General features: G+C 32.1%; 17 protein-coding genes and 2 tRNA genes. 7 read left to right on the top strand and 12 right to left on the bottom strand.

All coding sequences use genetic code 11. The features are described 5' to 3' along the window. Nucleotides 1–227 precede the first annotated feature (227 nt). The gene (locus tag ACTG3Y_RS01135) at nucleotides 228–746 is read right to left on the bottom strand and encodes a ferritin (RefSeq protein WP_439151082.1); all 519 of its coding nucleotides are present in this window, start codon (nucleotides 744–746) and stop codon (nucleotides 228–230) included. Nucleotides 747–1,565: 819 nt separating this feature from the next. Between ACTG3Y_RS01135 and ACTG3Y_RS01130 the strand changes: the two genes are divergently transcribed. The 5 genes from ACTG3Y_RS01130 to ACTG3Y_RS01110 all read left to right on the top strand — a co-directional run bounded on the left by ACTG3Y_RS01130 (nucleotide 1,566) and on the right by ACTG3Y_RS01110 (nucleotide 4,413). After that, a complete protein-coding gene (locus ACTG3Y_RS01130; protein ID WP_439151081.1) occupies nucleotides 1,566–2,150 on the top strand; it encodes a tetratricopeptide repeat protein in 585 nt (194 codons plus the stop codon). Between the two features lie 142 nt (nucleotides 2,151–2,292). Next, nucleotides 2,293–2,363 (top strand) — tRNA-Gln (locus ACTG3Y_RS01125). 84 nt (nucleotides 2,364–2,447) lie between these two features. Next, nucleotides 2,448–2,520 (top strand) — tRNA-Phe (locus tag ACTG3Y_RS01120). Between the two features lie 337 nt (nucleotides 2,521–2,857). Beyond that, nucleotides 2,858–3,052, top strand: coding sequence for a hypothetical protein (locus tag ACTG3Y_RS01115; RefSeq protein WP_439151080.1), 195 nt, complete (start codon nucleotides 2,858–2,860; stop codon nucleotides 3,050–3,052). A 263-nt stretch (nucleotides 3,053–3,315) separates the two neighbouring features. Continuing rightward, nucleotides 3,316–4,413 (top strand): slipin family protein, encoded by a 1,098-nt coding sequence (locus ACTG3Y_RS01110; RefSeq protein ID WP_439151079.1) that lies wholly within the window; start codon nucleotides 3,316–3,318, stop codon nucleotides 4,411–4,413. 45 nt (nucleotides 4,414–4,458) lie between these two features. Here the strand turns inward: ACTG3Y_RS01110 and ACTG3Y_RS01105 are convergent, their stop codons facing one another. The 6 genes from ACTG3Y_RS01105 to metG form a co-directional block, all read right to left on the bottom strand. Continuing rightward, nucleotides 4,459–5,361: a histone deacetylase family protein gene (locus ACTG3Y_RS01105; protein ID WP_439151078.1), complete on the bottom strand. Its 903-nt coding sequence runs from the start codon at nucleotides 5,359–5,361 to the stop codon at nucleotides 4,459–4,461. 23 nt (nucleotides 5,362–5,384) lie between these two features. Continuing rightward, nucleotides 5,385–6,461, bottom strand: a complete 1,077-nt coding sequence (locus tag ACTG3Y_RS01100) for a hypothetical protein (protein ID WP_439151077.1) — start codon at nucleotides 6,459–6,461, stop codon at nucleotides 5,385–5,387. Between the two features lie 118 nt (nucleotides 6,462–6,579). Beyond that, nucleotides 6,580–7,368 (bottom strand): hypothetical protein, encoded by a 789-nt coding sequence (locus ACTG3Y_RS01095; protein ID WP_439151076.1) that lies wholly within the window; start codon nucleotides 7,366–7,368, stop codon nucleotides 6,580–6,582. 481 nt (nucleotides 7,369–7,849) lie between these two features. Then, nucleotides 7,850–10,279 carry a hypothetical protein gene (locus ACTG3Y_RS01090; protein WP_439151075.1) on the bottom strand — a complete coding sequence of 810 codons (2,430 nt, stop codon included), beginning with the start codon at nucleotides 10,277–10,279 and terminating at the stop codon, nucleotides 7,850–7,852. A gap of 76 nt (nucleotides 10,280–10,355) precedes the next feature. Next, entirely contained in the window at nucleotides 10,356–11,777 is a 1,422-nt protein-coding gene (locus ACTG3Y_RS01085; protein ID WP_439151074.1) for a hypothetical protein, read from the bottom strand. Next, nucleotides 11,777–13,822 carry a methionine--tRNA ligase gene (metG, locus tag ACTG3Y_RS01080; RefSeq protein WP_439151073.1) on the bottom strand — a complete coding sequence of 682 codons (2,046 nt, stop codon included), beginning with the start codon at nucleotides 13,820–13,822 and terminating at the stop codon, nucleotides 11,777–11,779. The genes ACTG3Y_RS01085 and metG overlap by 1 nt, the downstream gene beginning before the upstream one ends. A gap of 179 nt (nucleotides 13,823–14,001) precedes the next feature. Here metG and ACTG3Y_RS01075 point away from each other — a divergent pair, with 179 nt between their 5' ends. Then, complete coding sequence (locus tag ACTG3Y_RS01075) at nucleotides 14,002–14,928, top strand: S66 peptidase family protein (RefSeq protein ID WP_439151072.1); 927 nt, start codon at nucleotides 14,002–14,004, stop codon at nucleotides 14,926–14,928. An 8-nt stretch (nucleotides 14,929–14,936) separates the two neighbouring features. Here ACTG3Y_RS01075 and ACTG3Y_RS01070 read toward each other — a convergent pair whose 3' ends face one another. Together ACTG3Y_RS01070 and ACTG3Y_RS01065 are read right to left on the bottom strand one after the other, a co-directional pair. Then, nucleotides 14,937–17,048, bottom strand: a complete 2,112-nt coding sequence (locus tag ACTG3Y_RS01070) for a serine hydrolase domain-containing protein (protein ID WP_439151071.1) — start codon at nucleotides 17,046–17,048, stop codon at nucleotides 14,937–14,939. A gap of 70 nt (nucleotides 17,049–17,118) precedes the next feature. Further along, nucleotides 17,119–18,165: a helix-turn-helix domain-containing protein gene (locus ACTG3Y_RS01065; protein ID WP_439151070.1), complete on the bottom strand. Its 1,047-nt coding sequence runs from the start codon at nucleotides 18,163–18,165 to the stop codon at nucleotides 17,119–17,121. 204 nt (nucleotides 18,166–18,369) lie between these two features. Here ACTG3Y_RS01065 and ACTG3Y_RS01060 point away from each other — a divergent pair, with 204 nt between their 5' ends. Then, the gene (locus tag ACTG3Y_RS01060; RefSeq protein ID WP_439151069.1) at nucleotides 18,370–18,729 is read left to right on the top strand and encodes a YraN family protein; all 360 of its coding nucleotides are present in this window, start codon (nucleotides 18,370–18,372) and stop codon (nucleotides 18,727–18,729) included. Here the strand turns inward: ACTG3Y_RS01060 and ACTG3Y_RS01055 are convergent. From ACTG3Y_RS01055 to gmk, 3 genes are all read right to left on the bottom strand, one after another. Beyond that, complete coding sequence (locus tag ACTG3Y_RS01055) at nucleotides 18,726–19,064, bottom strand: hypothetical protein (protein ID WP_439151068.1); 339 nt, start codon at nucleotides 19,062–19,064, stop codon at nucleotides 18,726–18,728. The two genes, ACTG3Y_RS01060 and ACTG3Y_RS01055, sit on opposite strands and share 4 nt — an antisense overlap. A 62-nt stretch (nucleotides 19,065–19,126) precedes the next feature. Then, nucleotides 19,127–19,705, bottom strand: coding sequence for a nicotinate (nicotinamide) nucleotide adenylyltransferase (gene nadD, locus ACTG3Y_RS01050; RefSeq protein ID WP_439151067.1), 579 nt, complete (start codon nucleotides 19,703–19,705; stop codon nucleotides 19,127–19,129). Nucleotides 19,706–19,707: 2 nt separating this feature from the next. After that, nucleotides 19,708–20,298 (bottom strand): guanylate kinase, encoded by a 591-nt coding sequence (gene gmk / locus ACTG3Y_RS01045; protein WP_439151066.1) that lies wholly within the window; start codon nucleotides 20,296–20,298, stop codon nucleotides 19,708–19,710. Nucleotides 20,299–20,309: the final 11 nt, after the last annotated feature.

Below are 20,309 nucleotides of genomic sequence, written 5' to 3'. Positions count from 1 at the left end.
CCACTAAGACCTTCTGGACCTTGTGCTTTAAGAACTTTTATACGTTCCTTTTTTAGCTTTTTATTTTTCTTTTTGCCCATTTTTTGACTTAAAAAAAAGATGGTGTAAAAATAATTATTTTTATTTATTCTAAATATAATTTTAACGCTTTTAGAATAGTCGTAGAAAATAATAAACTGGTACCTCAAAGTTGAAATACCAGTCTTTAATTGTTAGTTTTTAACGTCTTATTCCTCAGGTGTATCTGCGGCAGAACTCACGGTAAGTTGTTGTATGTCTCTATCAAACAAATACAAGCCACCTTTATCATCACCAATCATATTTATTTTATCTAATATGGTTCTGGCCACGGCTTCTTCTTCTATTTGTTCAGCAACATACCACTGTAAGAAATTGTGAGTTGCATAGTCTTTTTCCTGTAAAGAGATATGGACTAATTCATTAATGCTTTCTGATACAAATATTTCGTGTTCTAAAAGTTTTTCAAACATTTCGCGAAACGAACTATATATAACATCTGGCGCGTTTAACTCTGAAATATGAGCATGTCCTCCACGTTCATTAACAAACTTTACGAGTTTAAGCATATGCTCACGTTCTTCATCGGACTGATCATACATAAAGTTAGAGATACCTTCTAATCCTTTTACTTCTGCCCAAACGGCCATTGCTAAATAGGTTTGAGATGATTCGGCCTCAATTCGTATTTGTTTATTTAATGCAGATTCTATGGTTTTTGATAACATAACTTCTTTGTTTTATACAAAGATAAACAGTTACTGGCACATTTTTTAGTTTCTTTATTAAAGCATTTGAGAAATTTTGTAAACCAAAAATTTGGTATTTAGATGTCTAATGTGGCATATTTGCATCACAAATGATTAAGACATTAGTACATAGAGCATCCAAATCACTGATGTGTCAGTGGGATTATCGAGGAAATAGTATAGAATTATTTCAACGACAAGGACGTCATGTATCTATTTTTAATCATTAATTGCAGATGATTTAAACACAAAATCTATAAATAGTACAAGCGTTCAAGAAATTGGGCGCTTTTTTTATGAAAAAAATTAAAAATTTTGAAACTAGACTTTAAAAAATAAAAAAACACGTATTGAAGACTAAGCAATTGGGATACAGACGCTTGCCAAAAACCTTCATTTATCTGCGTAAGGCGGACAGGAAGTCCCTTGCTTTAAAACAAACATAACAAATTGATAATCAATAAAATAAATTAAAATATTATTTGTTTTTTAAAAATAGTTTTCATCTTTGCATCGCAGAATTAACCAATTCTCATTAACATAATTAATAACAAAAACAAGAAGCCATGCTAAAATATATTGTAGCATTTCAAAATTTAAGTTATGACCTCGAGTCATTTACAAGGCTTCGGTATTTTCTGTAGATAATTTATTTCCCAGAGAAGAATCCGAAGCAAACAAACTGTTTCGGATTTTTTATTTCAAAAAATTAAAGAATACATCAATCTGAGCAGTTTTAAGAGCAGCACAAAACATGTTGCATTTTAAAACAGTAACAAACTATTGAATGAAAATATCATGGAGAATAATTTACATAACATCCACTTGTTTAGAGCTATAGAAGCCTATCCATGGGAATTAGAAAAAGCGGTTGAAGCCTTAAATTATGCTTTGTCTTACGACCCAGAAAATGTAAAAGCTTTGCATTTAATGGCAAAAGTTCACTACGAGCAATTAGGTGATAACGAAACGGCAAAATACTATTTTGAAAAAGCTATAGCTAGCAATTTTGAAACACAAGATATATACCCAGATTATATAAGGTTGTTGATTAACAACGAGGATTTTGAAGAAGCCCAAAAGTTAATTGACTTTGCTAAAACGCTAAAGGGTATTGGTAAGGCTGGCATTGCTTTGGCACAAGGACAACTATATGAAAGTATAGTTAAGTATGAAGATGCTGAAAAAGTTCTTAAAGACGCAAAGCAATTAGCATTGAATGATGATTTTATCAGTTTTGTTGATACTGTTTTATCTCGAGTAAAAAAGAAGAAAAAAGTACAGGCGAACGAAAATAGAATCATAGAAAATCAGGCTAAAATAGAAGCTGAAACAGAAACTAAAAACAGCTGGTTTCAGAATAGGCTGAATAATTTACTGTAATTAAAAAGAAAGGAGACTAAACAAAATCGGCAAGCTTTGGTTTGCCGATTTAATGGGAATGCGTCAACGTTGGAGAGTTGAGCCAATCTGTAAAATTGGTGCATAAGCTCAATAGGTTCGAATCCTATTAGGCTTATAATATTAACCTGTGGTGTAATGGCAGCACTCAAGACATTGACTCTTGAGGTAATGGTTCAAATCCATTCAGGTTATCAATAAAAGTATCTATAGTGTAATGGCTCGCACAGGAGGTATATCCTCTAGGATTAAGTTAAAATCTTGATAGGCACTTAAACTGGAACAGTAGTAAAGTTGGTCAATACACTGCACTGAAAATGCAGATATACAGGTTCAATTCCTGTCTGTTCCACTAAAGATTATTGAAAAGATTCCTGCCAACGCAGGTAGTGATATCAAGCTGGTCTTGTTGGGTGTTTCGGTATAACACTATTGTATAAAACGTTGCAGAGATGTATGATGTTTTTATATACAACTAGACTTGAAGGTGTTGACTGTTAACCAAAAAATAGTCACCGACTCTATAGGTCGTGGGTTCGATTCCCACTCTCAATTCGTTTGAGGTAGTTCAGTTTGGTTAGAACAATAGAAACGTAGGTGTTGTCGGTTCGAATCCGATCTCATTTAAGAATGAGTAGCTCAACGGTAGAGCACTGCACTGCACTTAAAATGCAGCTCAAGGGCAAAGAATGTCCACCAAAGCTTATCATCTTGTAAAACTGATAGAAAAGCAGTCCGTCACACTGCTCAATAAAAATGACGAAATAGTGGATTGTAAATTGGCTTTAGATTCCTGCCTGCGCAGGAATGAAAACACTGGAGCAATCTTAGATATACCTGAATTACTGATTTGTAATCTTAAAAGTGATTACTGTTTTGATTAAAAGTTAAAAGGCAAGAACACATGTTTTTCTTTTTTAACAGCTAGTCATTTCACTGATTATGGCTGATATTACTATGAGTAATTCCGTATGGAAGAGATGATTTGCAATCTACTATTTTTTAAAAATGATGATTTAAAACAAAAATATACTCTGATTATTACTAAGCTCGTCAGTAGTATTTAGAGTTGGTAATCCGTCCGTTACAAGTATTACCAAATCGCCTTAGTTGGCAAACACTAATGTTTAATTTAAAAACAAAAACAATGTTACGAGTAAGAATTAATGCAGGAAAAGTAGGTTTAGTATTCAAAAGAGGAGATTACGTAAAGGTAATAACCGAAGGTTTACACTGGTTAGGTTTCAATCAGCGCGTGTTAACGTTTGATTTAATTGCTATTTTCATGGCGCCAATAGCATTAGAAATCTTATTAAAAGATGAGGTTTTAGCTAACATGCTAGATGTTATTGAGGTTAAGGACGGAGAATTAGTTTTACTATATGAAAAAGGAAACTTTAAATCTGTTCTAACCCCTGGTCGTTATGTATACTGGAAAGGTCTAATTGAACGTGAGTATGTACGTGTGGGTTTAAGCAAAATCTATATTACAGAAAATCTGGATAAATCACTATTTAGCAAATTGGAAATCAGTAAATATATTAGAACATTTGAAGTTGCAACTTACGAGAAAGCTGTGCTTTTAGTAGATGATGTATATACAAAAACTTTAGAAGGTGGTACTTACCGTTTCTGGAGAAATGATACGTCAATTAAAATTGCTAAAGCAGATTTACGTCAGTTACAATTAGAAATTGCCGGACAAGAATTGTTAACTAAAGATAAAGCGGCTATCCGTATTAACTTTTATACACAGTACAAAGTTACAGATGTAGAAAAAGCGCTTTTAGAAAACAAGGATTACGAAAAGCAATTATACATTACAATGCAATTAGTTTTGCGTGCTTATGTTGGTGCTTACACTTTAGATGAATTGTTAGAACGTAAAGAAAACATTGCAGAAGCAGTGTTTGAAGATGTAAAAGCAAGTGCTTCTAAATTAGGTATAACCGTAATAAACTGCGGTATTAGAGATGTGATTTTAACAGGTGAAATGAAAGACATCATGAACCAGGTTTTAGTCGCTCAAAAGAAAGCACAAGCTAATGTAATTACCAGACGTGAAGAAACAGCTTCTACACGTAGCTTGCTAAATACAGCAAAGTTGATGGAAGAGAATGACATGCTTTACAAGCTAAAAGAAATGGAGTATGTTGAAAAAATCGCTGATAAAATCGGTGAGATTACCGTTTCTGGTAATGGAAATATGGTAACACAATTAAAGGAGATTTTCTCTGGAAAATAGGTGGGTGTCTAAATAAGCGTTAGTTAGTAAACTAGCGCTTTTTGTTTAAAAGAAAATTTCTTGTGCTAATCGGTAGGTGTTGGCATGTGCATCTACAATAGTTTTTATGTCTGCTGAGTATCCTCCTCCCATACTACACATAACAGGAATGTCTAGATCTTTGCAGGTTTGTAAAACAAATCGGTCACGCGCTTTACAGCCTTCTACACTCATACCGAGTTTTCCTAATTTATCTGAAGCAATAACATCTACACCAGACAAGTAATAGATAAAATCTGGTTGCTGCTCATCTATAAGTTTTGGAAGAGTTCTTTTCAGAATTCTGATATAAGTGTTATCGTCCGTATCATTATCTAACGCTATATCTAAATCGCTCTGTTCTTTTTTGAAAGGATAATTACTTTTTCCATGCATAGAAAAGGTATAGACTGTATCGTCATTCTGAAAAATTTCAGCAGTACCATTACCTTGATGTACATCTAAATCTACAATAAGCACTTTTTTTACTATACCTTTTTTCTGAAGATATCGTGCTCCAATAGCCTGGTCATTTAGTAAACAAAACGCTTCACCACGATTTGTATAGGCATGGTGTGTACCACCAGCAATATTCATTGCAATGCCATATTTTAAGGCAAAATCTGAAGATTTAATGGTGCCACCTGCGATTATAACTTCGCGCTCAACCAAAACTTCACTTAGCGGAAAACCAATTTTACGTGCTGCACGTTGGTCTAATGTTATATTGATTAAATCATAATAATATTCTGGTTCGTGAACCGCTAAAATATGTTTGTCATTTGGACGAATAGGTTCAAAAAAATTATTGCCACTGCAAGTACCTTCATAAAGTAGTTGCTGTGGCAATAAGTCATATTTTTCCATCGGGAAACGGTGTCCTTCTGGTAATGGATGTTTATAAATTGGATGATATGCTATTTTAAGCATACATTTTAGAAATTTTTAGTCTTCTAATTTAGTGATATCGTTTTTTCTTCGAAAATAAAACTATCATCATTTGCAATACCTTCAATAAATAAAGTGATTGGCACTTCTGGTTGTAGTATTTTTATACTTATGTTTCCATTATTATCTGCAGTAAGCACTGGTTTCCAATCTACGATACCATAGCCTTTGTAAAAGTCATCGTTATAGTATCTGTACTTTGGTGTATAATATTTTTTCTTAGTACTAAACGTTAAGGGTAAACTATAATATTGTGTAGATTGAGCATTTGCTTTACTACCTCTGTTAGTATAATCAGTGTAAATCTTTAAATACCCTGAATTTCCATTAATTGTACCTCCAACATTTACTCTGGCAGATTCAATATAGTCTACATTGTTCAGTGGAAAAAGATATAATAATGAAGTGTCTAAAACTAACATATCATCTAAATAAATTGTCGGTCTACCAGCACCCAACTGGTTAACAATAAGTCTTCCATTGACATCTGATGCTCGCATACGACTTCTAAAGTTCAAAAAGTTTGCTAATGTTTGAAATTGAATTCGATCATTTTCATCCACAACCTGAACTCTTCCTTGTCTTCCTTCACTAAGCATTCTGGCTCTTATCATTGTTCTTTCTAAAACAGTTTTTACAACGACTTCCTCAAGCTGTTGGACTTTATTTATATTCTCAAAAGAGATTTGTACATTTTTCAGACTAGCAAATATACCATATGGTGATTTAGGTTTTAAAATCTCGTTAGTAACATCTAATGATGGTATTGTACTTGGAAAGGCCTGTAAATATAGTTTTGCAGGTTCTAATTCATCTTTTTTATTAATTTTAGAAAGATGAATTTTATCTTTTTCATTTAAGAATACGTTGTTTACCGTAAATGCAGTTTCATTTTCATTGACTTCGATATACTGAGGTTCTTGGTTATCTAATGCATGTACCACGTATGTGCTTTCTTGCCCTGAGCTATCATTAATATTAGCTCTTAATCTAATGCCTTGCTCAAAGGCGTACATTGGTAGCGTAGCTGGTCTAAAAATATCTGTCCAGTTATAACTACTCCAGCCCTGAGTGACTAACAAATTATCAAGCTCTGCTTGTTTTTATTCGGTAATATCCACAAAATAGTATTTGGCCTGCTCAATAGAACCATTGACATAAGGCTGTAAATTGGTTTTTTAGAGTATATTGTGATGTCTGTTATAAGATTCTGTTTCTTGTGGTAATAGATACACGTAGATTATTAAATTTATTGGCTTCAATATGCTTAAAATTAAGCGTCATGGTAATAGAGTCGTTTGCTTTACTCGCCTTTAAGTCGCTTGATGCCAAAATATCAATACCATTATAATTGAAGAATAATCGTTCTATTACAGGCTTATTATTTTCATTAAACAAGGTAAGTACATTAACACCAGCAGGCATAGTCTCTAAATCGAATACTTTAACGATATTTAATTCGTCTTCAAAAACTACTTCTAAAGCTTCTATTTTATCACCATTGTGCACTGCAAGCTGATAAGGCTTGCCTTTAATAAGTTTTAAACTTTCTTTATTCGTAATTAAAGCAACCAACGCTTTATTTCTATAGTGAACTAAGGATAATGTTACACCAATAGATTCAATTTTTTGGTTTAAAGTGAAACTATAATCTTTATTTAATTTAGAGAATTTTATTTTGTAATCTTTACCTAATTCAGCAAGTAAAGGAAATTTACCTATACCAAATTTATTAACTTCAAATTCAGTTATTAAGTTATCAAACTGGTCATATACCGTTCCTTTTACAGATGCTACTCCATAACCTTTATGATCTTTTAATACAACACCCACGTTATTAACGACGCCGTTTAGTAAATGTCCTCCTTCTGGTAGGAATTGTGCATCTATGTCATTTTTAACAGATGCTGTTTCAATGTATTCCCCAACATCTGGATCTATAACTCTTACAGATTCCACAAAGTAGTTCGGTTCATTAAAATTACGCATCCAATTGGTATATGCCTTAAAGGTGTATTAGCCTGAAGTAAAGGTTGAGTCTAATGTAATTGCGTTAGTAGCAACACCATTTTCTACTTTCAGAAGTTTTTGTTTGAGAACTTTATTGTTCTCATCTTCTATGCTCACATAAAGATTGGTAGTAAGTTGAGATGTTTTTTTATTTTTTTTATCTAATACATAAGCTGTAAAGCCTAATATTTCACCTTTAATAAAAGTAGATTTATTCAGATGTACATAAACGACTTCTCTGGCATCTGAAGTATAATCTTCATAACTATTGATGATGTCAGTAGAATTCTACTGAGCACTTAGATCTTAGAAACTTAATAGGAAAGCAAATAAAACTAGTGTCGAAACACGACGAAAAATAGAGGTTTTCATAAGCGATGGTTTTAAAATTAATAATTGATAGCTTGTAGGTAAATTTACAAACACCGTGCCACAAGTCAAATTTTTATATCGCCAATGCCTAGTTTAGTGTTATTGATTTCTCTTCGAATACAAATGAACCATCATTAGAAATGCCTTCTACATAAAGTGTTATGGGAATTCTTGGACGAACTATTTTTACATTTAAAACACCATTGTCATCGACTTGTAAATTTGGTTTCCAATCGACGCTTCCATAAGCTTTATAGAATGCATCGCCGGTGTTTTGATATTTTGGTGCATAATATGTTTTCTCGGGACTAAACACTAATGGTAGCTCATATTCTTGTACGGTATCCCAATTATTATAGCTTTTAGAAATCTTGCTATTAGAGTAAATTCGTATTGTACCATTTCCACCACGTAGACCTTCGCCAAAGCCTCTTCGGTTAATTTCTATATAATCGATATTTGTAAGTGAATACTGAAAAAGTAATGCGGTATCTAGTATCTGTACATCATCTAGAAATATCACAGGACTTAAATTGCGAGAATCACTTTCTTCAAAGCCTGGTCGTGCACCACCAGAACTATAACGGTCGGTAATTACTAATCCACCGCTAGATTCATCTACATTAAATCCTTTTGCGATTAAATAATTAGTTAATGTATTATAGAGTAATCTATCCTCTTCTTCAACAACATCGACTTTACCATAACGTCCCTGACTTAATTTTTCTATACGCTGTCTTTTGCGGTCTAATCTAGACATTACTACAACTTCTTCAAGATTTTGAACTTCGTCCAATTTATTAAAGACTATTGAGTTTTGTTTCATTAAGGATTCTGAAACTTTGTAATCAGGTTTTGGTTTTAACACATTAAGTGGTGCTGTTAAGGTTGGGATAATACTCGGAAATGACTGTATATATAATGATGCTGGAATTAATCCATTAACCTTCGTCATTTTAGAGAAGTTAATCTTATTAGTACCAACTGGGAATAGATTGTCTATGTAAAAGCTTTTCTCTTCTTCTGCAACTTCAAAAATTCTTGGTTCTTCTTCACTAATGGCGTACATAAGATAAGAGTTATCCGATTTTCCTTTTAAATCTCTATTACTTAAATTAGCCTTAAGCCTAATGCCTTGTTCAAAGTTATAGTTTTGGTTATACTCGTCATTAAAAATATTATTCCAATTATAGCTACTCCATCCTTGTGTTATAAGAAGATTGTCTAGTTCGTATTGTTTTCTCTCAGTGATATCTGTAAAGTAATACTTGCCTTTTTCTACAGTACCTTTTATATAAGGTTGTATAAATGTATATGAAACAATATTATTGTGCCTGTCATAAGACTGTGTTTCTTGAGGTAAAACAGAAACACTTAGACTATTTAATTCGTTTTTATTAATAGCGTTGTAAGCTAATTTAATAGTTAGTGAGTCTCTTTTTCTCGTTGCGGATATATCATTAGATTTTATAAAATTAATACCTTCATAATTAAAGAATAATCGCTCGGAAACTGGGATATCATCTTCATTAAATAAGGTTAAAATATTGATACCAGATGGTGTGTTACTGTATTCTATCGCTTTGTTAACTGTGGTATTATCCGTAAAATACACATCCATTATTTCATAAGCATCACCATTATGAATCATCAATGTAAATCTTTGATTTTTTATAGATTCTAATGTTTCTGAATTGGTGATTATTGATGCAAACAGTTTAGTTTTCAATCGTTTTACTGATAGTACAACTCCATTTTTTTCTACACTATGCCCCAAATCAAAGCTAAAGTCTTTGTTCGCATGGTTGACATTAATTTTATAGTTGGTGCCAAATTCTGCTAAAAGCGGAAACTTTCCGATACCTAATTGATTGGTTTGAAAGGTTGAAATCACTTCATCGTTTTTCCCTACAACCTCACCAGAAACATTAGGAATACCAAATCCTAAATTGTCTTTTATGATAACACCAACATTATTTACAATACCATGAAGTAAATGCCCGCTTTCTGGTAAAAATTGAGCATCAATCTCATTATCTACAATGGCTTCCTCTACATATTCTTCTACTTCTGGATCTATAATTTTTACTGTCTCAGCATAATGGTTTTGCTCATTAAAATTAAGCATCCAATTGGTATATGCTTTTATATTATAATGTCCTGATGTAAAAAGTGAATCTATTGTAAATACGTTAGAAGCTACACCATCAAAAACACGTACAAGTTTTTTCTTTATAGTTTTTTGATTTTCATCCTCAATACTAACATACAAATTGGTAGTGAGCAAGGATGGCTTCTTGTCTTTCTTATCCATCACATAAGCTTTAAAACCTAAAGTCTCACCTTTTATAAATGTAGATTTATTTAAGTGTAAGTAAACAACTTCGCGGGCGGCTTCTGTATAATCTTCATAAGCTTCTACAATTTCAGATTCATCTTGAGCAGAAACTGAAGATATATTGAATAAAAAAAAGATGAAAAAAATGCCTAATGGTAGGTGTTTTGAACTAATTTTCATGATAGCTTATTTTTGGTAAAAATATCAAAAATCGAGCCATACTACAGCTACTTTAACTATAGTTTAATAGTGGTATCTAAAACCTAACAAGGTTATATTCACTCTCTTTAAGGTTAAAATATCCGAAGTAAAGTTTATCATTGAAATAGAATACATCTTCTGCAGTGATATATTTTATATTTTTTTTATAAGCAGAAACACGATCGAACATATTAGTTTCTACCTTTCCTTTAATGTGCTCAAATTCAAAATTTAGAATCGTATTGAAATATGTTGATTTAGTTGATGTGTAAGCCGTGTAACCTAAGAATGTAGGATTATATGATGTAAATCCATTCGACGACATGTTCGGATAACCCACCATTGGCACAGTATTAGCAACATATTTATAACCTCCTAACGTTATATAATATAAGCCATTAACCTTCTGAACATTTATACCTGGTTTGCCTGAAGATACTTTTCTTAAGTATTTGGTGGTTTGCTCTAATTTTCTGCTAGTTATAAAGGGCAATGCGGTTGTACCTTCTTGTATTATCGGTGAATTTTTAAAACTAATAGACATATCTCGGTTGACATAATAATCTTTTAGGAGATTACCTTCGTAATCTTCAATTACAAATGCCATTTCGTCTCTAGAACATGCTATTTGGAATATCTTATTCTCAAATATGAATGAATTGTATTTTTTATAATCGTCATTCATTTTAGCTTTAGGATAGGGAATTGAATTAACTTTTAAGCTGAGGAGATCTAAATTAATTGTGTATAGAATTGTAGCTTCTTTATTCACATCAAAACTAAAGATTAAAGTTTCTTTATCTTGATATAACTTATTAGCATTGGAAGCGCGTTCTATTGAATTTGGTACACGAGAATCTATTTTGGTAATATTTGATGATTCGGTGCCAGAAAGTGCAAATGAACCTAAGTTTATTTTGCTATTCACTAAGGCGGTATCTTCACCTATTTTATCTAAATGAAATGTCTTTAATAGTTCAAATTCGTTTTCTGAATTTAATAACCTAATGGAAAGCTCAGAATTGTTGTTGCCACTTAAAACATAAAGTGCATTATTGTAACTCACTGCGTCTAAAAACAATTCGTCATCAGTTAGGTTTAATTCAATTTCAATAATTTGACTGGTTTCTGAATTAAAATCAAATTGATGAAGCGCAAATTTAGTGCGTATATCATTAGTATAAACAACACTATACTTATTCTCTGTTATTTTATAACCAAGCACTTTATTAAATTTAATATTAGAGGTTTGAAATGCTGAGATATTATTGAAGTTCTCGTCAAAGAGATACGCAATTGCGTCTTTTCTCTCAATAATAATAAGTGCTACATTATTATTTTCTTCATTAATAATGGTGTACGAGTCTTTCTTAATGCGTCTGGAAAGCTTTTCATTTTTAAAACTCAGAACAACTTCTTGACATTGAAGATAAAGACTAAATACACAAAATAAAGAGAAGAATAATGATTTTATCATTAACTAATTTTTAAACCATTACTAACATCAGTATCAGGATTTACGAATACTAAATTACCAGAAACATCTTCAGTCATTAATATCATACCTTGACTTTCTACTCCGCGTAATGCTCTTGGTGCTAAATTGACTAAAACAGTGACACGTTTACCGATAACTTCTTCAGGCTTAAAGCTTTCAGCAATACCTGATACAATTGTACGTGTATCTATTCCGGTATCTACCTTTAAAACTAATAGCTTCTTAGTTTTTGGCATTTTTTCAGCTTCTAATATAGTACCGACTCTAATATCTAGTTTTGTAAAGTCATCAAATGTAATTTCATCCTTTTGAGGTTCAACCTTTTTCTTTGCAGTTTCATTAGCTTTTTTGCTAGCTTCTAACTTGTCTAGTTGTTTTTGGATTGTGGCGTCTTCAATTTTTGAAAACAAAAATTCAGCTTTACCAATCTGATGTGATGCTGGTAGTAAAGTCTTCTCTGAAGAGATATCATCCCAATTATTATCCATTTTATTCAGAATGCCTTTAAGCTTGTTGGATGTGAAAGGCAAAAATGGTTCAGATAAAACTGCTAAACCTGCTGCAATCTGTAACGCAATGAACATTACAGTTTTTGTACGCTCTTCATCCGTTTTAATAGTTTTCCAAGGCTCTTCATCTGCTAAGTACTTATTACCGAGTCTCGCTAAATTCATTAACTCTTGACTGGCTTCTCTAAATCGGTAACGCTCAATGGAACTAGAAATAACTGCAGGATAAGCTTTTAATGCAGCTATGGTTTCTTTGTCAATATCCGTGTAATCTGATGGTTGAGGTACAACGCCATCATAATATTTATTGGTTAGAACAACAACACGATTTATAAAGTTACCAAATATGGCAACTAATTCGTTGTTGTTTCTAGCTTGAAAATCTTTCCACGTAAAATCGTTATCCTTCGTTTCTGGTGCATTAGCTGTTAAAGCATAACGTAATACATCTTGCTGATTTGGAAAATCTTCTAAATACTCGGGCAACCATACAGCCCAATTCTTAGAGGTTGATAACTTATTGCCTTCTAAATTTAGAAACTCATTGGCAGGTACATTTTCTGGTAAAATATAAGATCCTTCTGCCTTTAGCATAGACGGAAAAATGATACAGTGAAAAACGATATTGTCCTTGCCAATAAAGTGTACTAAAGTTGTGTTTTCATCCTTCCAATAGTCTTCCCAATTTTTTCCTTCACGTTCTGCCCACTCCTTGGTTGCTGAGATATAGCCAATAGGAGCATCAAACCATACGTAGAGCACTTTTCCTTCTCCACCTTCTACAGGTACAGGAATTCCCCAATCTAAATCTCTGGTTACAGCACGTGGTCTTAATCCATCATCAACCCAAGATTTTACTTGGCCATATACATTTGGTTTCCAATCTTTTTTATGTCCCTTCAGAATCCATTCTCTCAGAAAATCTTCGTGTTTATTTAATGGTAGGAACCAGTGTTTTGTTTCTTTTAGTGTTGGTTTGTTACCTGTTATTGCAGATTTTGGATTAATTAAATCTGTAGCATTAAGGCTAGAGCCACAGTTTTCGCACTGATCACCATAAGCATCGTCATAGCCACATTTAGGGCATGTGCCAGTCACAAAACGATCAGCTAAAAACTGATTAGCTTCAGCATCATACAGTTGTTCTGAAACTTCTTCAACAAATTCATTTTTATCATATAAAGTCTTAAAGAATTCAGAAGCAGTATCATGATGAATTTTTGCTGAGGTTCTGGAATAGTTGTCAAAAGAAATACCAAAATCTTCAAATGATGTTTTAATAATAGTATGGTATTTATCTACGATATCCTGAGGTGTTACACCCTCTTTCTTTGCTTTTATTGTAATAGGCACTCCATGCTCATCACTTCCGCATATAAAAGCAACATCATTACCGGTTAACCTTAAGTATCTTGAGTATATATCTGCAGGTACATAAACACCAGCCAAATGGCCAATATGTATTGGTCCATTTGTATATGGTAATGCTGCTGTTATGGTATATCGTTTAGACATTTTCTGTGTTTTAAAGCCACAAAAGTACGCAATATATAAGGGATTTAGAAAAAAAATGTACATTTACAGAAAGCAGATTCATGGCCTTGAAATCATTTTTCGTATTCGTAATTTTTAATGTAATCTTAATGATTAATGTGACGCTTTTTTCACAAAATAAATTCAATAATTCTACCGAAATGACATCAGAATTAATAAGACCTCCGTATTTAAAAGCTGGTGACACTGTTGCGATAGTTGCTCCTTCTGGGATTCTAAAGAATCGCGAACGTGAAGTACAACAGGCTAAAGACTTAGTGAAAAGTTGGGGATTATTTGCTATAGTTGGTGACCATGTGTTTAGTAAGGCCGATCATTTTGCAGGTACCGATTATGAAAGATGTGAGGATATACAAAATGCTATGGACGACCCTAAAATTAGTGCCATTTGGTGCGCAAGAGGTGGGTATGGAACCGTTAGAATTTTGGACAAACTCGATTATACTGAGTTTAAGAAAAACCCAAAATGGATTATAGGATATAGCGATATTACGGCCTTACATAACCAAGTGCATAACGAAGGTTTTGAATCGATGCATGCTTTAATGTGTGTTAGTTTAAAAGAAGATTTAAGCGAAGTTCAAAATTCAATAGATACGTTTAAATCAGCCCTATTTGGAAAGCCTCAAAACTATAAACTAGAAGGATCTGAGTATAATAGAGTAGGTGAAGCATCTGGTCCTTTGGTTGGCGGAAATTTAACAATGCTCCATACTATGCTTGGTTCTGATGAAAGTATTGATACGTCTGGCAAGATTTTATTTATTGAAGAGATTGGGGAATATAAATATCATATAGATCGTATGCTTCAAAGTATGAAACGTGCAGGCTATTTTGATAATTGTGCAGGGTTGATAGTTGGTGACATGTCTAAACTTAGAAAGAATACAACCCTTTGGGGAACATCTGTAGAACAACTTATACTTGATGCGCTTTCAGAATATAACTTCCCTATTGCTTTTAATATGCCTGCTGGCCACGAAAAGGACAATAGAGCTTTAGTTTTAGGAAGAATCATAGATATAAACGTTTCTAAAGAGACCACTTCAATTATTTTTGAAGATTGAAACAGTCTTTAATTAATTGTCTCTAACACTTCACGAGACAATTCTTTACCGTTTTTATCAATAGAAACAAACCAAACATTGGTTGTACATTCTCTATTTAAAACATCTGAATTAGAAGTGCAATTTTGAATAGTTCCTTTTATTAAATAACCTGTTTCCGTTTTTTCAACAGAATAACCGTATTCATTGTAAAAGTCACCATAAGTATTCTGCCATTGTTTGTTTCCTTTTTTATCAGTTTTAATAACAAACATGTCGTAGTTGCCATTTCCGTAGGAGCTAGTAGAACCAATAATAAGGTAACCATCATCCGTAGCTAAAATAGAACTCGCTTTATCATAACTGCTACCTCCAAATTGTTGCGACCAAATTTCATTACCATTTGAATAGTTTTTAGTTAATAGAATGTCTGAAGCATCGCCATTTACAGACTCAATGGTTGTAACCTGTATGTATCCATTTTTAGTTTCAATTTTAGGTTGATATTTTAGATTTGTGTTTTTTTCAAAAGCCATATTTAGGGCTCTGCCATAAGTAAATGAAATGCCAATCACTCTATTAAAGCTATCTCTTTTTGTCTTTAAAAAATAGTTATCTGCTAATAGGTATGTCTTATTATAAACCGTTACATCTTCGAAATTTTCATCACTATCAAGCTTAAATTTTAATATGTTTCCATCTGTGAGTTTTAATTTAAAACTGACATCTATGTCTTTGTTGTGGTAAGTGCCTTCTAATCCTTCTAAATCAGTTAATGATACAGGTGCTTCATTTTGTCTTTTATAACTCATGGTTTTTCCAGATGGGTAAAATTCGACCATCTTGCTATGGTAAAAAGCAACTTTTAACTTTGGATTATTAACAAACGCATAGCTATTATTTGTTTCAGAAATCATCTCTACGGTAAAGTTTTTTTCTTTCCAATAAAGTTTAACGTCTTTTTTAAGGATTTCTACAATAGAATTTTCGTTAGGATAGGTATATTTTCCAAAGATGCTTATGGTTTCATCACCCGCTTTTAAATCATAATATTTGTTGTTATACGTATCGCTTTTTGTTGATTTTGGGAGTAAAATTTTTGCTATCTCTTTTGAGATTAAATTAGTACTAATATTACCATTGTTGCTCATAGCAAATATTGTTATACCGTGTTCAGTATACCTATCAACTTGTGAGTTATAACCATACGTGCCTCCAGAATGATATACAGAGGTATGACCTAATTGATTATTGAGTTCTAGCCCAAAGCCATAGGTGTTTATTTCGCTATTAGGGATAGTTTGTTGACTTTTTATTAGTAACGTGTTATTAGCTGAAATGGCATTCTGAACGGCTTGTTCATAAATAAGTTGGTCCTTTAACGTAGTAAATAAAAAACCTTCACCACTGGTTTTGGTCACGGTTGGTGTTTGAAACCATTCGCCATAACCCCAATCATTATAGGGTTCTGCTCTATTTGGAATGACGCCCATATAACGTTCAGCAAATGCTGTTTCATTCATGCCTAAATTAACAAAGAATTGTTTTGAATAATCCGTAAATTTTTTGCCAGTAACGGCCTCGATAAGTTTTGCAAGAATATTATAGTTGGAATTACTATATGAATATCGTGACCCAGCTTTAAACCCTAAGTCATTTTGTTTTTCTATCAAAGCCATAACATCATCGTTATCTAAACCAAATTGTTTCCACCAGATATTTCCTTGTAAACTGAGTAACTCAACATAATCTCTAATACCACTGGTATGATTGATTAGGTGTCTTATCTTGATGCTATCTTCAACTTTCTTATACAGTTTTGGTAGATATTTTCTAATATCATCGTCTAAGCTAAGTGTTTCATTTAACGCTAAGTCTAGCACCATTAATGCTGTAAATTGTTTCGCTGTAGAAGCAATATTAGAGCGAGTTTTTTTAGTAATTTTAACTTGATGTTGAAGGTTGGCTAAACCTCGGTATTTTTCGAAGATAACTTTTCCATTTTGTACAATCCCAACCATTATTCCTGGGTCGCTTTCTTTTATTTTTGAATCTATAATAGAGTCAATAATTTTTAATTGGTGTTGCGCAGGTGCTATAACTGAAATAAGTAAACTAAATAGAATACAGATTTTTTTCATGATGAATTATTGTTTGAAGCAAATTTCAATTAAAAAGCCATATCAAACGCTTCAAATCTTGATTTGAGACCTATTCTTTTGTTAATTTTTCTAAATAATCTTTAGGTGATAAAGAGGTGCTTTTTTTAAAAGCTCTATTGAAGGTAGCTTTACTATTAAAGCCACAATCCAAAGCAATTCCTAATAGTGTAGATGTCGTTTGTTCGCCTTTATATAATTTTTCTTTAACTGCTTCAATTCTATAATGGTTTACAAAATCGTTAAAGTTCATATTAAAACCAGAATTTACAATTGAAGACACAGTCTTTGTAGTCGTATCCAATTCATTCGCAACATCAGAGAGTGTTAATCTTGGATTTTCAAATAAATACTGTTCTATCATTAATTTTGAAAGCTTGTCTTTCCATTTTGAAGTGTCCGGTTCAGAAGGGTTTGACTTGGGTTCAGTTTTCAAGGCTAAATTTTCATCTTCAAAAACATTGACTACTTTTAGTTTTTCGCTCCTCAGAGTCGTTTGTTTTATAACATTACTGTATCCTGTAACAGCGATATAATAAAAAACAAACGAGAATGCTATGTAGTGCCAAAATTGGCTTCCAAATTCGCCCCATTCTGGATTAAGTATAAAAAATAACACTCTTAGAATTAGAATACTTAGAAAGGCAATCATAAAATTCCTAATCCATCCAAACAAAACGGTTTCGGCATAACTGACTTTATCAAAAACTAGTTTTTTATAGTTGAAATAATAGCGAAGGCTTAACACCAAATAAAATGCCATAGAGATGAGTCCTGTTCCTTGATACCAATTTGCTAAATCCTTGTCTCTACCATCTGCGTAAAAGTAAAATTCGTCTAAGATGAGCTTATCCGAAACAAAAATAATCAGGCTATAAATAAGATAAGCTATTGCTGGTACAAAATGCCAATAATCTTTCTTTGAAAGTTTAAAACTAGAATTCAGTAGACTTTTGGTATAAAAATAAACCACGGGACCAATTAGTAACACCTGCATGAATGGTACAAAGAATAGAATTTCTCGGGTTAATTCATTGGAATACCAATTAGCATAACCCAACATATATGGCGAAATATACATCGCATATAAAAACAGCAAAAGACTAAGCCATTTACTTGCTTTATTGTTATGGAAAATTCCTTTTCGTAATAATAAAAAAGAGAATACAATGCCATGAAAAAAGAATATCAGTAGTAGCGAACTCTTTTGGCCGAAAGAAAATGGAAAGTCAAATATTAAATTGATGTGTATAGGTATTTGTTTTATTACTTAAAAGTAAGACTAATTTTCTATTTTAGTAAAATGGCACAACATAATGAGCTAGGTAAAAAAGGAGAACAACTTGCTGTAGATTTTTTATTAAAAGAAAATTACAAAATCGTAGAACGTAATTATAGATTTGATAAGGCAGAAGTAGATATTATTGCCAAGAAGGATAATATTTTAGCAATTATAGAGGTTAAAACACGGTCAACTAAAGACTTTGGTAATCCGCAAGACTTTGTAAAACCTAAGCAAATAAAAAATTTAGTAAAAGCAGTTAATGAGTATGTAATTGAAAATGATCTTGAATCTGAAGTTCGATTCGATATAATTGCTGTAGTAAAAGAAAACAATGGATTTAGTATAGAGCATTTACCAAATGCTTTCTATCACTTCTAAATATAAAGATTTGTTACAATAATAAGCAGGCTGTAGAATAATACATTAACTACTCGATCTTTAGTTTCTAATGCCATAAATCTTTTAAATTCTCTTTTAATGACACTGTAAGATAAAATTGAACTCGATGAGACAACTCCTAAAGCTATAAACCAATAAAGTGATTGTGGATAAGGTAATGTGGCATTTGTGATTAAAAATAACACTATGAGAGACCCTGTAATTAATAATCGTTTTTCATTTTTGGAGTCTAAATTATTTCTTAGGATAATAGTTCTTGTTTTTGATATGATTAAAGCAATAATTGCCGTCAAAAAAACTATAGTGAATGTCATTTTTTAAAATTTGAATAAAATTAATAATTCTAATTAAATAAGATAAGCTTTTTACGTTAAAATTATTTGTAGAAATTCATCTCATCTAAATATTCCCAAACATGTTCTGGTAACATTGGCCTTATATTTTTACCAGCTTTTATTTCTTGTCTTATAAACGTTGAAGACAATCCCATTATTGGGGCAGAAATGTTAAAAATTTTAGGATGATCCTTAAATTGACTAGCAGTTTTAACTTTAGTTAATCTTGGATACACATAAATATAGTGATTTTCTAGGATTATTTCATAATTTTTCCATTTATGAAAGCTTTTTAAGTTGTCTTCTCCCATAATTAGAGCAAATTCATGATTAGGAAATTTTTCGTGTAGGTATGTTAGTGTATCAATCGTATAATTAGGCTGATTTAAACCAAACTCAATATCACTAGGTCTTAATTTATCATAATCTTTAGTAGCTCTATAAACCATTTCTAGCCTTTGGTGATTATCTAATAAACTACTTTTCTTTTTAAAAGGACTTTGAGGAGTCACTACAAACCAAACCTGGTCTAGATTGCTATGTTCTGCGATATGATTTGCCAAAGTCAGATGACCAACGTGTATTGGATTAAAAGTACCAAAATACAGTCCAATCTTCATAATTAATTATTTATAAAATCAGATACTAATGTATAGGCATCTTGCAATGCATCTTCTAAATTAGAATTAACAACAGTGGTGTCAAACAAAGGTGCAGTAGCTAATTCTGCAGGTGCTTTTGCTACTCGCATATTTATTTTGTCTTCACTTTCTTCTCCGCGATCTTTTAATCGTCTTACCAATTCGTTTAAATCAGGTGGTTTCACAAAAATAGCTATGGTTTCCTTTGGAAATTTTCGTTTAATACGAAGTCCGCCAGATACATCAATATCAAAAATTACGTGTTTACCTTTTGCCCAAATACGTTCTACTTCTTCCTTTAAAGTTCCGTAAAAATTATCTCTATAGACTTCTTCCCATTCTAAGAATTCATCATTTTTAATTTTATTCTTAAACTCTTTGAGAGATAAGTAATAATAGTCTTTACCGTGTTCTTCTGTACCACGTTTTTCTCTGGATGTTGCAGAAATAGAAAATTCTAAATTTAACTCGGGTTGTTTTAAAAGATGACGCACAATGGTGGTTTTACCAGATCCAGAAGGAGCTGAAAACACTATGAGTTTACCTTGTTTTTTATTTTTTATTTCTGACATTAGTTATTTTC

The organism is Winogradskyella sp. (genome assembly GCF_965656915.1).
In the GTDB taxonomy this organism is placed as follows: domain Bacteria; phylum Bacteroidota; class Bacteroidia; order Flavobacteriales; family Flavobacteriaceae; genus Winogradskyella.
Note: the sequence above shows the minus strand (reverse complement) of the source record. Positions and strands in the feature narration are given on the sequence as shown.

Coding starts and splice junctions, on each gene's coding strand:
- ACTG3Y_RS01070 (WP_439151071.1), bottom strand. CDS start 17,048: ATGAAAAAAATCTGTATTCTATTTAGTTTACTTATTTCAGTTATAGCA.
- ACTG3Y_RS01060 (WP_439151069.1), top strand. CDS start 18,370: ATGGCACAACATAATGAGCTAGGTAAAAAAGGAGAACAACTTGCTGTA.
- ACTG3Y_RS01115 (WP_439151080.1), top strand. CDS start 2,858: ATGTCCACCAAAGCTTATCATCTTGTAAAACTGATAGAAAAGCAGTCC.
- nadD (WP_439151067.1), bottom strand. CDS start 19,705: ATGAAGATTGGACTGTATTTTGGTACTTTTAATCCAATACACGTTGGT.
- ACTG3Y_RS01055 (WP_439151068.1), bottom strand. CDS start 19,064: ATGACATTCACTATAGTTTTTTTGACGGCAATTATTGCTTTAATCATA.
- ACTG3Y_RS01075 (WP_439151072.1), top strand. CDS start 14,002: ATGACATCAGAATTAATAAGACCTCCGTATTTAAAAGCTGGTGACACT.
- ACTG3Y_RS01105 (WP_439151078.1), bottom strand. CDS start 5,361: ATGCTTAAAATAGCATATCATCCAATTTATAAACATCCATTACCAGAA.
- ACTG3Y_RS01135 (WP_439151082.1), bottom strand. CDS start 746: ATGTTATCAAAAACCATAGAATCTGCATTAAATAAACAAATACGAATT.
- ACTG3Y_RS01130 (WP_439151081.1), top strand. CDS start 1,566: ATGGAGAATAATTTACATAACATCCACTTGTTTAGAGCTATAGAAGCC.
- gmk (WP_439151066.1), bottom strand. CDS start 20,298: ATGTCAGAAATAAAAAATAAAAAACAAGGTAAACTCATAGTGTTTTCA.
- ACTG3Y_RS01090 (WP_439151075.1), bottom strand. CDS start 10,279: ATGAAAATTAGTTCAAAACACCTACCATTAGGCATTTTTTTCATCTTT.
- metG (WP_439151073.1), bottom strand. CDS start 13,822: ATGTCTAAACGATATACCATAACAGCAGCATTACCATATACAAATGGA.
- ACTG3Y_RS01085 (WP_439151074.1), bottom strand. CDS start 11,777: ATGATAAAATCATTATTCTTCTCTTTATTTTGTGTATTTAGTCTTTAT.
- ACTG3Y_RS01110 (WP_439151079.1), top strand. CDS start 3,316: ATGTTACGAGTAAGAATTAATGCAGGAAAAGTAGGTTTAGTATTCAAA.
- ACTG3Y_RS01095 (WP_439151076.1), bottom strand. CDS start 7,368: ATGCGTAATTTTAATGAACCGAACTACTTTGTGGAATCTGTAAGAGTT.